We start from the raw sequence: 15,105 nt of genomic DNA on the forward strand, positions 1-15,105 counted from the left end.
GGGATGATATCCTTATTTATTTTCATAATATCTTTCGCTCTTGCTTCTATGGCGTTTTTTATTAAAGGGAAAGGGAGCGGTATAGCCTCAGCACTTTCAATCCTAGTCAATATTTACTTTGTTTTTAGGTACGGGTTATACTATACGTTTTATGTCGCTAGTGACATAGGCAGTTTTGGGTTCACGGTAAACGACTTTAACTACGCCTTTATAGTCACGATAATATTAGTGACGTTAGTCACCGTGTTCTATTCTACCAGATATATGGAGAAGAAATTCCACGAAATAGGAAAAGAAAGCTGGAGCCTTTATTACGGTCTCTACAGTCTATTCGCTATCTCGATGCTATATGTGGTAGTTTCCACTAACCTCCTAGAACTTTACGTATTTTTAGAGATTGCATTAGTGACGTCATTCCTCCTAATACTCCTCTACGGTTACGGTGATAGGAGGAGAATAAGCTTAATGTATTTTATATGGACACATATAGGTACTATACTTACTTTAACATCTATTGTCATCCTCGGGCTAACTACAGGAAAGATGGACATATACTCGTCATACGGCATACCTTACGATTATTCATCGCTCTCTCTCGCTGAGCTAATATTTCTAGTAGGCATCATAGGTATGTTGGTAAAAGGTGCTATAGCCGGTTTCAACATATGGTTACCATATGCCCACGGAGAGGCCCCTACACCTATATCTATCCTCCTCAGCCCTAACATGGTGGGGCTAGGGATATACGTCGTAATGGTGTATTACTACCTCTTCCCTGCATTTTCATACCTTGCTCCTATCTTCATAGGCTGGGCTATAATCACCATGATATACGGGGGGCTTAACGCTTTAGCACAGAGAGATTTTAAGAGGTTCTTGGCCTATTCTAGCGTCTCCCAGATGGGTTATATGTTGCTCGGGGCATCCATTTCCCTATACTTAGGCCTGAAGTCTACAGTTTTAGAATTACCTTTGGGTGTAATAGCGTCAGTCCTTATCTACGTCTCTCATGGGCTGGGTAAAGCCCTACTCTTCATGAGTGCGGGTGCGTCAATAACTGAACTTGAAGAGCGTGATATAGAAAAGTTAGGAGGCTTATACTTAGTGTCCCCCCTACACTCGACCTTAGCATTTATTGGACTACTTAACATCCTAGGGCTTCCTCCTTCGATCGGCCTCGTTAGCGAAGTACTCCTCTTATTGGCTGTAGGGCAAATGGCTGGTATAGTAGGTTTAGGCTGGCTCATAGTCCTTGTGGCGTTGTTGATGATAGCTATAGGTATTTCGTCAGCTTACGGTACCTACCTATTTAAGAAAGTTTACAGCGGGCTGAAAGAGGTAAAAGTAGACCTTGACAAGGCGGTCGAGTATTCAATACCTATGGTTATAATCGCTGTAACAAGCGTCTTTTTCTTCTTCTTCCCACAATTCCTAGTACACTCCCTCAACAATTTTATACAGAGTACGCAAGGTTCCGCCGTTTCCTTATTCCTTATAACTACACTACCCGCATTAGGCTCCCTAATAGTACTAGTCTTACCTAGGTCGGTTAACCAGGACTTGAGAGGTGCAATAGTGACGCTTCTGATAGGTATTTCAATGGTCTTATCAGTCTCATCTCTTATATCATCAGTTGGTAGCCCCCTATTTACCCAAACACAGTCTTACACTTTATTCGGTTATTTTGACTACAGTTCTTCTCTCCTCCAGAGCATTATCGGTCTTTTCGTGTCAGGGCTAGCTTTCTTCATTTCCCTCTATAGTATAGGCTATATGAAGGAGGACAGTGTATTAAGAAGGTATTGGGGGTTCTTTGGATTCTTCGTGTCTTCTATGTTAACTGTAGTCTTTGCTGACAACGTACTACTATTTTTGGCAGGCTGGGAAGGGACAAGCCTTGCATCTTATGGTCTAATAAGCTATTGGTTAGACGATAACGAGAGAAATGTAGTAGGGGACTTCGGGAGAAAAGTCCTAGGTATCGAGTACTTGTCCAGACCTACGACGAGCGGAATAAGGGCTATGATATTTACGAGATTGGCTGACGTAGGTCTTATAGTGGGACTCGGTTACTTGTTATTACTGACTACTGGTACCCACTACGCCGGGGTAACCCTCCTTTATCAAGGGTTATTTACCGCTATCCACACAGTTTACTTCTTACCTTACGGTTGGGTCATACTCTTCCTCATCCTTTTAGGAGGGTTAGGGAAGAGTGCGCAATTCCCCCTGACACAGTGGCTTTTAACTGCTATGACAGGTCCAACTCCGGTGAGTGCTCTCATACACGCTGCTACTATGGTAAACCTAGGCGCTATTCTAACCTTCTTAATATATCCCTATTTCCTCTACCCTAACCCACAGACCACAGTCCTGATGGGTATAATGGTGGGGGTAACCGTGTTTACAGCTATCTATACTAGTACTGGGGCCCTAGCAGCTAACGAGCAGAAGATAATCTTAGCTTACTCTACAGCCGACCAGATATCTCTAATGATACTGTCATCGTCGGTAGGTGCTCTCCTAGCTTCCACTACAGGTAACCTAAGCTTTTTGAGTTCAGGAATTATTGTTGGTCTAATTCAGATGATAGCCCACGGTTCTTATAAGGCGTCGCTTTTCATGAACGCGGGGAGCGTTATCCATTACACTGAGAACAGATACGTAGGTGTATTTAAATCACTGTATAAGAGGTTGCCCGTAGTCTTTGTACTACAGTTAATAGCTGCGTTAAACTTAGCCAGTATTCCTCCGCTTATAGGTTTCTGGGCCCATAACCTAATAGGAAACTTAGTAGCCAATACCAGTCTTATTACGCTGTACGCGTTAGTGGAGTTCCTCGGTGGGATATACATTATAAGGTATATTGTAAAGACGTTCACTTGGAGAAGAGGTGAAGATCTCCATGAAGAAGGCCATGTACACTTACTTATGGTAGTGGCCCCTACATTTACGGTACTAGCTTCTATTATTTTAGGAGGTGTTTTTGCGTTTTATCTACAGCCCTATTTTATCCACTTAGGTCTTTCACCTTCTCTAACCTCGATTGATTTCATATCATTAGCCGGTGCATTAGTAGGTGTCATAATATCTTTCGGCCTATACTTTAACGGGGCCGATCTGGGTAAGACACCGCTAAGGCCTTTAACAGATTTCTTATACTATGGCTGGTATGTTAACCCTATAATGGACATAATAGGGATCTCCGGGTTTAGGTTTGCACAAGGTGTCTACAACAAGTTCGAGCACGGGCTCATAGACATGGGGCTGAACGTTAAATTACCTCAAGGTATTATCCAGGTAGGGAATAGCTTGGTTAAGGGCACAGACACCGGGATATTAAGAGATTATATTTTACTCTACTTGGGCGGTTTCGCGTTACTGATCTTTATTTTAATAATAATAATGGGGGTGTAAGGAGTATGGAACTCTCCATATATTTACCTATAGTAATACCATCGGTAATTATGGTAGTAACGTCTATAGCAGTACTCTACGTAGATAACGGAAAGACTGAGGGCTTTTTAAGGGCTCTTTACTTTGCCCTTGCTTCGCTAATAGTATCCCTTATCCTGTTTGTGGTATTTTTCACCCTAAAGTACTATGGATACGGGTTGTTCTCTTATTCCATTCACCTAACGCCTTTCGGCTACTTTATAGCGATAGCTTCCCTTTTAGCGTCTATAATAATAATCATAGGGGGCATAAACGAGTTAAGGGACTGGGACAATAGGAGTTCCTTCTTGTCCCTAGTCATACTGACCAATTTGGGAGTCCTATACCTAGCGTTTGCCTATAATGTGTTGACGATATTTGCTTCTTGGGGTATTGCATCAGCAGCTACTTACGTTATAGCTATGCTAAAGAAAGACTATAACTCTACCGAAGCCGGAGTCAAGTACTTAGTCATGGGGCTTTTATCGAGCTCTCTAATGATAGTAGGTTTGGCGTTTTACGTCCTAGGGATCAACAGCCTATCCTTAGACGCTACCGTTTCCTATACGTCTCTAGTCGTTGTGGGTATTCTGTTCTTTTCCGTAGCGTTCTTGTTTAAGATCGGTGCCTTCCCGTTCCAAGGCTGGCTTCCTGACGTGTACTCCATGGCTGACAGGGTGTCCGTAGCCTTCGTCTCCAGTGTAGGTAAAATAGTAGGGATAGCCCCTTTAGTAGTAATCCTCTACTATATCCAACCCATGAGCTCTACACTTTCACTGACCGTCTTTGTCCTCTTCGTAATAATATCTATTGCAAGTCTGGTATTCGGTAACATTTCGGCATTTTCAAGAAAAGACTTTGCTGCTATGTTGTCCTACAGTAGTATAACTCAAGTAGGCTTTATGTTAATAGCTATTGCAATGTTCCCTTATGACGAGACTGTCGCTCTGGCCGGATTAATGGTCTACCTTATAGCTTATTCGGTAGCACAAGCAGGTCTATTCCTTGCTCTATCACATGTAGAGAAGATATCTGGGACTAGTAGTTTCGAGGGGTTTAGGGGGATAGGCAACGGGGACAAGGCGTTAGCTTTTGCTATATCTATATTATTACTTAGCCTCCTTGGGTTACCGCCTATTTTAGGTTTCTGGGCTAAGCTCTTCGTACTTGAGTCCTCTTTCTCACAACCTTGGTTGACTATTATAGGGTTCTTAAACAGTGCCATAGCTGCGGGTTATTATATCCCTCCGATAAGGGAAATGTTCAGAGAAGGCAGTTTTGAAGCTGTAAATTCTCCAGAGAGGAGTTCGACAATAATAGCGTCAATCTTAAGTATAATATTGGGAATATTAGCTCCATTAATTTTCGGGGTGTTAATTTGATAAGAGTAGCTATTGTAGGTGTAGGGAATGTAGCAAGTGCCCTATTGCAGTCTTTAGAGTGGGTAAAGCAGGGAAAACCTATATACGGTATTCTGACTTCTCTTCCTTACAGGCCAGAGGAAATTGAAGTCGTAAGTGCTTTTGATATAGATAAAAGGAAGGTCGGAAAGAAATTATCTCAGGCTATATTTGAAAAACCCAATGTGGTGCCCAAGCAAGTAGACGTCAAAAATGACGTAATTGTATTAAGAGGAGAAACACTAGACGGTAGGGAGGGCGTCTTGGAGAGGATTGTAGAGGAATCCGATGAAACACCGGTTGACATAATCAGTGAGTTAAAGAAGAATAAGGTAGATGTAGTGGTTAACTTACTACCTACGGGAGCACAGAAGGCTACAGAATTTTATGCTGAGAAGTCGTTAAATGCATTTTCAAGTTTTATTAACACTACCCCCTCTTCAGTTGTCGAGAAATTTGACACTAAATTCAAGGAATCTCACATTCCCCTTATGGGCGATGACCTTTTAAGTCAGATAGGCGGGACTGCCTTACATACCGGTATTATTGAGTTCCTGAAGAGCAGAGGGGTTAGGGTAACTAGGACTTACCAAATAGACATCTCAGGTACGACAGAGACTTTAGTGACTCTTGAAGACTGGAGGAAGGAACTAAAGAAGGATATAAAAAGCCAATACATTTCCAAACATTCCAACGGGACTAATGTTGTAGCAGGTACCTCAGACTATGTAGAGTTCTTGGGAGATAGGAGGGTCAGTTACATGGTTATTGAGGGGGAATATTCTATAGGGATACCAGTTAGGGTTGATATATCCTTTAAATCGTATGATTCATTCAATGCTGTAGTCCCTTTAATCGACCTGATCAGGCTAGCTAAGTCATTAAAAGATAAGGGCATAGGAGGTTCTGTCCCTGAGATCTGCGGATATTACTTTAAAAAACCTCCAGTTATATATGATAGCATAGAGGAATCGAAGAAGGTTCTAATGGATTACGTTAATAAAGTGATGACAGAACCCCGGCTTGATAGATGATATAACCGTATGAGAGCTGAGGTATCATGATAGGATCACAACAAGGTTGGGAATAAACTCCAAATTCTGGTTTTCCCCTTTAACCTCATCTATGCTTTCCTTACACCTCTAATACCTCTGCATGGTCTAGTAAGTCTTTATAGTCAATGTTTATGTCTTTTTCATTGTCTAGGACTTCACTTAATCTTGCCCTTACAGTACTTTTAGAGGAAATTATACAATATTCAGGCATCTTAGAAGATAACTCGTAAGTCCCTATTTTTCTAGATATGGAGACTATCTCTTCTTTGTCCATACCTATTAAAGGTCTAAAAACAGGCCTGTTTATCCCGTACTCGCTGACGAAAAGGTTCTTCATAGTCTGAGATGATACTTGGGAAAGTGATTCCCCGGTAGTTATTGAGTACGCACCGGTTTTTCTTCCCAAAAAGTCTGCTAGCTTATACATTATCCTTTTTAAAGTGATAACTCTGAGGAACTTATTTACGTTAGATAGATAGGTAGAGATCTTAAGTCCGTCTACAAAGTAGACCTTTAGCTTTTCTCCTCCACTCCATTTACTGAGGACTTTTATTTCATCAATTACCAAGTTCTTTTGCAATTCTCCACCTAACTTTACGTTTAGGAGTATAGGCTTTGCACCCCTCTTCATCATCATCCACGTAGCTACTGGAGAGTCAAGTCCACCGCTGAATAATACTACAGTTTTTCCCGTAGTCCCCACGGGGAAACCGTTAGGCCCCTGATGTTCCTCCGAATAGAGGTATGCACGGTTCTGTATTACGTCAATGTGAACTATCGCTTCTGGGTTTTCTAGATCTACACCTGCACTAAAGGGTAGAAGCAGTTTTCCAACCTCCCTAGCTATGTCCATACTCGTAAACTCATGCTCCCCAGTCCTCCTCACTCTAACAGCAAACTTCTTACCTCTAACCAATTCAGCGAACTTTTCCACAGCTGCATGAGCGAGCTCTTGGATCGTCGAGAAGTTTATCTCTTCAGCTACGTAAAAATAAGAGATACCAAACACGTAGGAAAGCCTAGACACGTCACCTTCAGTCTCTAAAATAATGTAACCTTGGTCTACTCTCCATTTACTTACTGTTATCTGAGTTGAAATATTTTTAACTAATTTCCTGATAAAGATCCTCCTCACATAGCTCGACTTAATTGCCAGTTCTCCTGAAGGTCTAACAATAATAATTCCCATTACTATCTACTATCCGATCTTTTACTTTTATCCCAAAAAGTCAACTTACATACTGATGTTTAAAAAAGTCGAGGGAAAGATACTAGTCCTCTCTGATATACATTACCCGCACTGTAATGAGAAACTAATAACCCATATAACACGAGCCGAGAACCCTGACTTACTTGTACTCCTAGGGGATATAGTCACCGAGCTTAACTCAGGATATAGGACATTTTTAGATAGTTTATCAGCAAACGAAGTAGTGTACGTCAAAGGAGACGGGGATGTGCTTGAAGGAGATACTGAAGTCCTCGAAGTAGAAAACAACAAAAAGAAGTTCCTATTCTTTCACGGACACCAGGTCTTAAAAGAACGAACACAATACTCATTAGCAAAAACTCTGAAGAAGCTAAATTACTATTTACCCCCCTTAGGGTTTTGTGTTTTAGCGAGAGTGGTAAAGGCTGACTTCTCGCGGTATATCATCTTGGGGCATTCCCATGCCCTTGTGTACTTTCATGGAATCCGGTGCGCAAACGCGGGTACTATGAGCTCAGTTGAAAACCTATATAATGACAGAGGTTATATAAGAATAGTTGACGGGAAAATAGAGATAATACGTATAAGTTGACACCTATAAAAACTTGATAAGACCAGCTCAGCTACTATCCCGCAGATAACTAACTTATCCAACTATATATAAGTTTTAGCTGTTTAGTAACTTTTATTCCTTTGGAGGGCTATTTATATCGTGGCAATAAAATACGAGTTTGCAAATGATGTAAAGGAACTGGCCAACAGAGTTAACCAAATAGGTGAGCTCGGGCTCGATATGACCAGGATCCAATTTATTAGGAGCTATAATTCAAGGAGCAACGCGATAGCCAGAGTGATTATGATGCCCTCACAGTGGAGGTTCATACTACATCCCCAGATACTATATGTCGTAGAAGTAATTTCGGAAAAATACGATATCTTAAGCTGTGAAAAAAGAGTTGAGGTCATATTTCATGAACTCACTCACATACCTATGGGAATGACGGGAGGTCTAAGAGGCCATAATGCCAAGGAATTTAGACACGCAAAGAGAAAGAGCTTAGAAATAAGTAAAAAAATTTGTTAAAAACTTTTGACTTATTTTATGAACCCCAATAACCTACTGTGGAGGAATACGTAGTAGAGGAGAGAGTCGATGATGACATTGAAGACATCGTAGACGTTGTGGACACCGGTAATGTTAAGATCCATGGAACCGGTCTGAAGAACGTTAAGTTCACTACTATCCCGTTTCCGACAAGTATTGGATCCATAAAAGCATAGCCATTAGCTAACCAAGTATACATCTTAGCTCCCTGTGACGTTGTCATTATGACTGTTATCCATTGTTGAGTAGAATAGTCCTTCGGACCTACATAACCGTTTATAGCATAAGCAAACGCAATTACCGGTGTACCGTTCTGGTAATTCTGTATATTATTTAGCTGATAGAATATTACGGAGAAATTATATGTGGTCAAGTTCATAGGAGTCCCGGTAGAATTAGCGACTACATAAGATCCGGGCTTTATAACGGTTATAATGTTACCTGCTTGTATTACTCCGCCATACTTCGCATTTACCTCGTATGTGTAACTGGCTATTGGGTTTAGCCCAAACACCGGAGATACTTGCATGGAAACTGGTGTAGGTGCTACTCCTACCGGCGTAGGAGAGGACTCAAAGATCCACAATACAGGTTTAAAGAACTGTACATTAGCCATTACATCCTGTCCATACACCCACGTATCTGCAAATTTATAGCTACCTCCTACATATGTCGTACCATTGAAAGTCCCGCCGAACCATGTCCAAGACGTCCAATACGGATTACCTCCTAGCACTATCGTGTATGCAGGATTAGGTTTCATTGCGTTCGTTACTAGACTCCATATTGGGGTGATCTGTCCGTTTATTGCGAATGCAAAAGCATATAGTGGGGTTAAGTTTGTATTCTCAGGAGCATATACTCCGGTCATACTGAATATAATTAAGGAGAAATTATACACGCTAAAAGTCTTGTTTAATTTCATATTATATGCGTAAGTCCCGGGCTTTATTACAGTTATAATGTTGCCCGCTTGTAACACAGCACCCTGGCTTGCGTTCACGGTCACGGTATCTTCTGTAACTACGTGGAATGTAGCAGGCCCTAACGGGTAATAAACTGTGTCAGATGGGATCGGTACTTCTTGCACATTCCAAGTCTGGTTCTCTATCTCCCATTGCATTACGGTGGAATTGTACACTAAGTAAGTAGTTACGCTTACGTGCATATCGTAAATTGCAGGGAAGCCCGGTACACCTTGGTTTAAGAACCCGAATAATACAGTATCATTAACTACTAGTGTCGCGTTAGCACCGTTAGGTGATAAGTTAACTTGCACTGTAGGGGGTATTGCGGCTCCGCTAGGTGTTAAGTCTTGTAAGTAATCTAGCACAAAGATAAAGTTATTGTCCCACTGATTAAAGAAGTTCTCTATGTTAGCTATTCCACTATATGTCCCGTTCTTTAGTGCAGGGGGTAAAACGCCGTTAATTTGTAATACGGCGTTAGGAGAGAAGTACTTAGCAGTTACATTTCCGGGGAACTCTGCACCCAGTGAGTTGACCTCCCATAAGTATTCCTCTAAGATCTGGTTAGCTTGTAGCTGGTGCTGTGACGGATATCCCACAATTACCGTAGAAGGCGGGACTTCATTACCTTTCCACATGAGTTGTGTGATCAATAGTTTTCCGTTTATGTCTTGGACAGTTATTGTGTTTGACGCGTTGAACACTTGTAAATAGACCGGGTCGTTTGTAGGAGCTACAAAGTACTGTACTACATCGGTTACCTGATAAGTACCGTTAGAAATCATGGTTATTGTAGGTAGTGCAGTGGTATAGAAGTATACTGTCTCATAATTCCCGAAGAATTGACTTAACCAAGTGGAATTAAACGTCATGTAATTATATGTGCCGGGGAACGGTGTCCCAGTTATTGTCGCTGTAAAGTTGGGAGCTAAGAACGGTAATACATCGGAGTGACACTCAATAGCTATTCCGTCGTAGAACTCCATTACAGCTGCTAGAGCTCCGCCCTCGGAAGGAGAGATTGTTATTGGTACTGATGTAGAAGTAGCTGTCTGTGTTGCGGTAATAGTTTGCGTCGCGGTCACTGTCTGAGTCGATGTGGTCGTTTGTGTTGTAGTTACTGTAGATGTAACAGTCTTTTGCATTAATGAAGAGTACATCTGCTCTAGGACTGTGTAGTTGTGGGATAATTGGCTGTAGCTGCTTTCCAGAGCTGCCGAACTGGAGCTCAGTGCTGACAGAGAGGACTCTGCTGAGGAATAATTGCTATTTGCTACGGAGTATTCATAAAAACCTAGCGCAGCTACTATTAATAAAATTACAACTACTATACCGAAAGCTATAGCTGAACCTTTCGCCATTTTAATTCAAAATCAGCTAACGAGAAAAGGTTTATAAACTTTTTACCAAATTATGGTTTTGTTTAAACCAACTGTAAGGGGATAACAAGGCCTGTCTATCCCTCATTTTAAAACTATTATAATGGGGCTAGCCGTTAATTTCTTGAATATACTCACAGTGTAGTCGTTAATCTATAAATTGTGCGTGGGGGGACCTTATCCTTAAGTGGCGGTATAGGACAAGGACTTTATATACATTTCTATGAGGGTGCTTTACAGCTCAGTGACAACTCTGTGAATTTAGCGAATCTTATTTAGCGTTAGAATATTACGACAAGGTTAATAGATAGATTTTATTAGGTAAGAAAGAAGGTTAAAAAGTCATTAAAAGTCTTAGCGCCATTATTTTTTCCTGGCTTTATAGATAAGATATCATTAAATTCATAGGAAAAAAAGAGCTTGCAATTTACACATAGTTGGTTATAGTTTGAAAGGGGCTAATTCTTAAAAACGTCTCGTTTATAGATGTGGAGACTTTACAGTTTAAGGTCTTAAGGAGTATATCTTGCCGGTCTTAATTCGAGAGTGTTCTTAAACTATATTCCTTATCTCGCAAGGCAGACTTCTTCTAGTCCTTAAAAATCATTTGAGCTCGACTTTATACCTTCGGGAGCTTTAACGGATAAAAACCTTACTGTAATTCAGTATAGGTTTAACACGATTTCTGTATATCATTACCTTTAAGACCACCGCCGAAAATGACGTAATATGATGTTAAGGTTTTATAACGTAGTTTCGATAGCCATCTATGCTATAGCTCTAGTGCTAGTATACATGCTTGGTATACCTCTTATTAATATGCTGTTCTACCTAGCCTCGGTTTCCCTCAACTCTATCCCTTACTTTACTAGGCATGAAATAAAGGGTATTAAAATTAAACATAAAGTCGATAAAGTTAAGGACGTGATACTAATCCCTTCTAAAAAATACATGGGTCTTTATGTACCATATAGTAAGAGAATGTATATATCGTCGATAGCTTATGATATGCCCGACGTTTTTCTCTATATAAAATATCATGAGGAAGGGCACTCAAAACAGCCTTTCGACATAACGTATCACGTTTCTAGATCCTTATCCCCCTTTGCGCTAGCTTTCTCCTTGAAAGGTATCCTGGAAACTCACAGAAAATATAAGCTATTAATTAGGTTCCTTTCGACGGTTCAGCTAATCCTTTTTATTTCTCTCTTTATAGGGCCCTCATTTCTAGTGTCTTTATTTTCTGGGTCTATAATTACTATTTTAATTTTTGCCGTGGTTGAAGTAATTCTCTTTTTATTAATAAATCATTTAGAATTTATATACAGTTTTTTCCTTTTTATTTTAATCTTTTTGGGGACTACCTACATAGGGCTCGTATCTTTAACTGTCCTTCTGTTTTATATAGGGTATACTCTGCCTAGCCTGGCTTATGAAATCGACGCCGATAACCACGCCGCCATGAACCTAGAGGAAAGGATCCTTATAAGTTATCGATTATTTTCAGGAAATGAAGAGATCAAAACAAGCTTCCTAACATACGTATTATCCTTACTTTTCATGTTATCATCTACACACCCGTTTATTGGATACGAATATTCAAGGTTTTCAAAACTCGTGAAAAAGAGACAGAGTTCGCGGGGTGTTTAATATCCCTTCACGATCTCTATTTTCTCTAGCTAGATCAAACTGTAATTATTATTTCTAATTTACGTTACTAAATATATTCAAAGTTATTATTATTTCTCATATACCTAAGAGATAAGCGAAGTCGTAAATCTCATGTCTCTGCGTCTACAATTGTAAAGAATTATTTTATTATATTAACGTTAAAACTAAGAAGAAGGAGTGTAGGGTTTAAACGTTTAGATGTATTTTACTAAACGCTACGAGGTTATTAGGGAGTGTTCTCAAACAGTCATCAAATTCGATAAGTATTTGTAAAAATATTAGAGTATTTATAAAAATTATTTTTACTATCTTGAACTATGGAAAAGTCCTAGAATTGTAAAGGGAAAATATTGTTTTATGAAACATTATATGTATGAAGGTTATGGTGTCCTCGTAGGTGAGTCTAAAAAGCACAAGTTATTTACCCTTGTGTCTCCTTGAGAGGGGACACCCTTAAATGAGTTCATTTGAAGACGATTAAACACACTGCGTTAATTTGATATAATATTACAAATAATTTTCAAATTTCGTGACTGCATGAGAACAGTCCCGGTTATTACTCTAAAATCTTACATTATCTTGTAATACTTTTCCAGGTTTTTACTAGTCTAACATGAAGTAGAGCATACGTCATTACTATGGTATTTATATTTCCTACTCTCATACAAGGACTTATAAGACTTTTCCCAAGCATCTTCTCATTGCAGAGACTTTTGTTAATGAATAAATTTATACCCTATTGAAGATACTATGAGTTCCCGTTGCCCTTATTTATGGAAAAGATTATACATACTCTGCACATCGTTCTGTCTGGTTTAATAATTCTTCGTATGTTATGTTGGGGTTTTCAAGGATTATTTCCCTCACACAGTTTTCAACCCTAGTCTTAAACTCATACCACTCGTCGTACAAATACCTATCAGTTATTGAAGGCGGCTTACCGGCTAACTCGTTTACGACTTTCTCATATATCTCCTTTAACTCCTTTGCCCTCTCCTCAGCCTCCTTCAAACCCTCCTCATAAGAGACCTCGACCCAAGCCACATATAGGGAAGCGGCCGTAGCGATAAATTGCGGAAACGCAACAGAAAGGTCAGAAACAGCCTTTTTAAACTTCTTACCCGCTTCAAATAACACGTTTAACGTATCGTAGACGTTCATTTCCTTAGCCCACTCGATAATATGGTTAGTGGTGAACTGCGAAGGTGGCTGTGCAATCCTCAAATAGACCAGTTGGAGTCCCTTAATTGTTATTCTAGAGACACCGAGAATTAACCCAGCTAAACCGAACTGAGAACATGAAGACCCGCACGGTAATGCAGTGTAAACAGGTGCACCAATGTCAATATCGTTAAACTCTATATAGTTTAAGAAATCCGGAGAAGAACACTCGTAATCAGTCATTATTTGGTGACATACTGATTGAACTTCTTTGGTAACCGTATCAAATGTGAAACCTGGATAAACCTCCAGCCCATGCGTTTTTGCGACTACCGGATTGGTACCGAAAGCAAAGTAAATATAAGGGTAATCATCTGATGCTTTCCTCATTATATCGTTCTTTGCAATAGCCGACAGATAGTAATGGCCATCTGCCTCATATGTCAGTTCTAGTTTTCTTAGGCTTTCTGTTTCCAGCTTTATTCTAAATAACAGGGAAGGTGTATGAGAAGTTACAGCTAAAATTCCCCCTTGAAATTCTGATAATAAGTCCCAGAATAGACCAAAACCACCTTGGCAGTCTCTAAACAACGCCGGATTATACCACACTTGAGGTTCCCTTTTCTTAAATAACGGGATCACTCCGAGACCTCCCGACTTATCTATAAAGTCGTCATATATCCCTTTGGTTACTTTGCCTTTCGAGGTAGCTTCTGACCCTCCTTTATAAACTATGAGATTCCCTCTAGACCAATAAGGCGATATCCCCCCTATATAATACCATTCCCCCGTATCGGTAGTCTTTACCAATACCCCTTGCCTAAAGATCTTCTCCGGCGAGTTCGCAGCTGCACTTGATACCCTATCACTTGATGCAATTGCTGGATAGATTTCGTATTGCTGTGCTTTGTTATCTACCATTAATCTGTAGTATCTCTTTAAATTCTCGACTACACAGCCCGCCTGTTGCTCATCTAGTAATATTTCCCCTCCTATTATACTGCCAATTATTCCACCAATAGTTAAAAGTGAAGGTAATGGTTTAGTTCCAGTTGGCATAATAGCCTATTCAAACCGTCAATATTTATAGTTATTCATGGTAGTTTAACATAGAACTGATAAATTAAAAGTAACTATTTAGAAAGCAGATCTTAAGTTATGAATAACGTTTTCAGTTAAGAATTAGACCAGCTTATACAATTAACTACCTTTTTAAAGGCGGGATAAAAGGTTTTGGTATGGCAAAAGTTTTATTCCTAATAATGTCCGACGACTCAAAGTTCGAGATGGGACTAAGGATGGCGTATAATAGTTATATGAAGAAGAGGTACGAAGACGTGAAGGTAGCGTTTTTCGGGCCTAGTCAGAAGAGGCTCCCAAAACTCGAAGGAGAAATGAAGGAAATGCTCCAAAAACTACTTGATGAGCACGTAATCGACTCCGCTTGTATAGGAGTTGCCAAAAATGAGCAGCTGATCGAAGCCCTGACTGATATGGGCTTAAGGCTTGAGCCTATGGGGGACAGAGTGGCACATTATGTAAACCAAGGATATATAGTAATAACTTTTTAGAAGAGTATAGAAGAGGTGAGAGAAAAGTTCTAAAATGGCGCCGCGGGGAGGACTCGAACCTCCGACCACCGGGTTTCTGTAGCAAACCGGGCTTAACAGCCCGGCGCTCTGCCAACTGAGCTACCGCGGCATCTGCGTTATTTAATTCAC

The 15,105-nt window shown here is 40.2% G+C and carries 10 protein-coding genes and 1 tRNA gene; 7 read left to right on the plus strand and 4 right to left on the minus strand.

Annotation, left to right across the window (positions count from 1 at the left end):
- Positions 1-3: 3 nt before the first annotated feature.
- From KN1_RS03165 to KN1_RS03175, 3 genes are read left to right on the plus strand one after another with little or no spacing between them, the layout of a single operon-like run.
- Complete coding sequence (locus tag KN1_RS03165) at positions 4-3,417, plus strand: proton-conducting transporter transmembrane domain-containing protein (RefSeq protein ID WP_221289377.1); 3,414 nt, start codon at positions 4-6, stop codon at positions 3,415-3,417.
- A 5-nt stretch (positions 3,418-3,422) separates the two neighbouring features.
- Positions 3,423-4,817, plus strand: coding sequence for an NADH-quinone oxidoreductase subunit NuoN (nuoN, locus tag KN1_RS03170; protein ID WP_221289378.1), 1,395 nt, complete (start codon positions 3,423-3,425; stop codon positions 4,815-4,817).
- Positions 4,814-5,869 carry an inositol-3-phosphate synthase gene (locus tag KN1_RS03175; RefSeq protein ID WP_221289379.1) on the plus strand — a complete coding sequence of 352 codons (1,056 nt, stop codon included), beginning with the start codon at positions 4,814-4,816 and terminating at the stop codon, positions 5,867-5,869. The genes nuoN and KN1_RS03175 overlap by 4 nt, the downstream gene beginning before the upstream one ends.
- Positions 5,870-5,969: 100 nt before the next feature.
- On the opposite strand, the gene KN1_RS03180 is transcribed toward KN1_RS03175, so the two are convergent.
- A complete protein-coding gene (locus tag KN1_RS03180; protein WP_221289380.1) occupies positions 5,970-7,079 on the minus strand; it encodes a tRNA sulfurtransferase in 1,110 nt (369 codons plus the stop codon).
- Between the two features lie 55 nt (positions 7,080-7,134).
- Between KN1_RS03180 and KN1_RS03185 the strand changes: the two genes are divergently transcribed.
- Positions 7,135-7,692 carry a metallophosphoesterase family protein gene (locus KN1_RS03185; protein WP_221289381.1) on the plus strand — a complete coding sequence of 186 codons (558 nt, stop codon included), beginning with the start codon at positions 7,135-7,137 and terminating at the stop codon, positions 7,690-7,692.
- 120 nt (positions 7,693-7,812) lie between these two features.
- Entirely contained in the window at positions 7,813-8,184 is a 372-nt protein-coding gene (locus tag KN1_RS03190; RefSeq protein ID WP_225905767.1) for a putative metallopeptidase, read from the plus strand.
- Between the two features lie 16 nt (positions 8,185-8,200).
- On the opposite strand, the gene KN1_RS03195 is transcribed toward KN1_RS03190, so the two are convergent.
- On the minus strand, positions 8,201-10,534 hold the full coding sequence (locus tag KN1_RS03195; RefSeq protein ID WP_221289382.1) for a hypothetical protein: 2,334 nt from the start codon (positions 10,532-10,534) through the stop codon (positions 8,201-8,203).
- Positions 10,535-11,281: 747 nt separating this feature from the next.
- Between KN1_RS03195 and KN1_RS03200 the strand changes: the two genes are divergently transcribed.
- On the plus strand, positions 11,282-12,202 hold the full coding sequence (locus KN1_RS03200; RefSeq protein ID WP_221289383.1) for a hypothetical protein: 921 nt from the start codon (positions 11,282-11,284) through the stop codon (positions 12,200-12,202).
- An 804-nt stretch (positions 12,203-13,006) separates the two neighbouring features.
- Here KN1_RS03200 and KN1_RS03205 read toward each other — a convergent pair.
- Positions 13,007-14,443 (minus strand): hypothetical protein, encoded by a 1,437-nt coding sequence (locus KN1_RS03205; protein WP_221289384.1) that lies wholly within the window; start codon positions 14,441-14,443, stop codon positions 13,007-13,009.
- A gap of 179 nt (positions 14,444-14,622) precedes the next feature.
- Here KN1_RS03205 and KN1_RS03210 point away from each other — a divergent pair, with 179 nt between their 5' ends.
- A complete protein-coding gene (locus KN1_RS03210) occupies positions 14,623-14,955 on the plus strand; it encodes a hypothetical protein (protein ID WP_221289385.1) in 333 nt (110 codons plus the stop codon).
- 35 nt (positions 14,956-14,990) lie between these two features.
- On the opposite strand, the gene KN1_RS03215 is transcribed toward KN1_RS03210, so the two are convergent.
- Positions 14,991-15,085: transfer RNA gene (locus KN1_RS03215), tRNA-Asn, on the minus strand.
- Positions 15,086-15,105 lie beyond the last annotated feature (20 nt).

This window comes from Stygiolobus caldivivus, from assembly GCF_019704315.1.
Lineage (GTDB): Archaea > Thermoproteota > Thermoprotei_A > Sulfolobales > Sulfolobaceae > Stygiolobus > Stygiolobus caldivivus.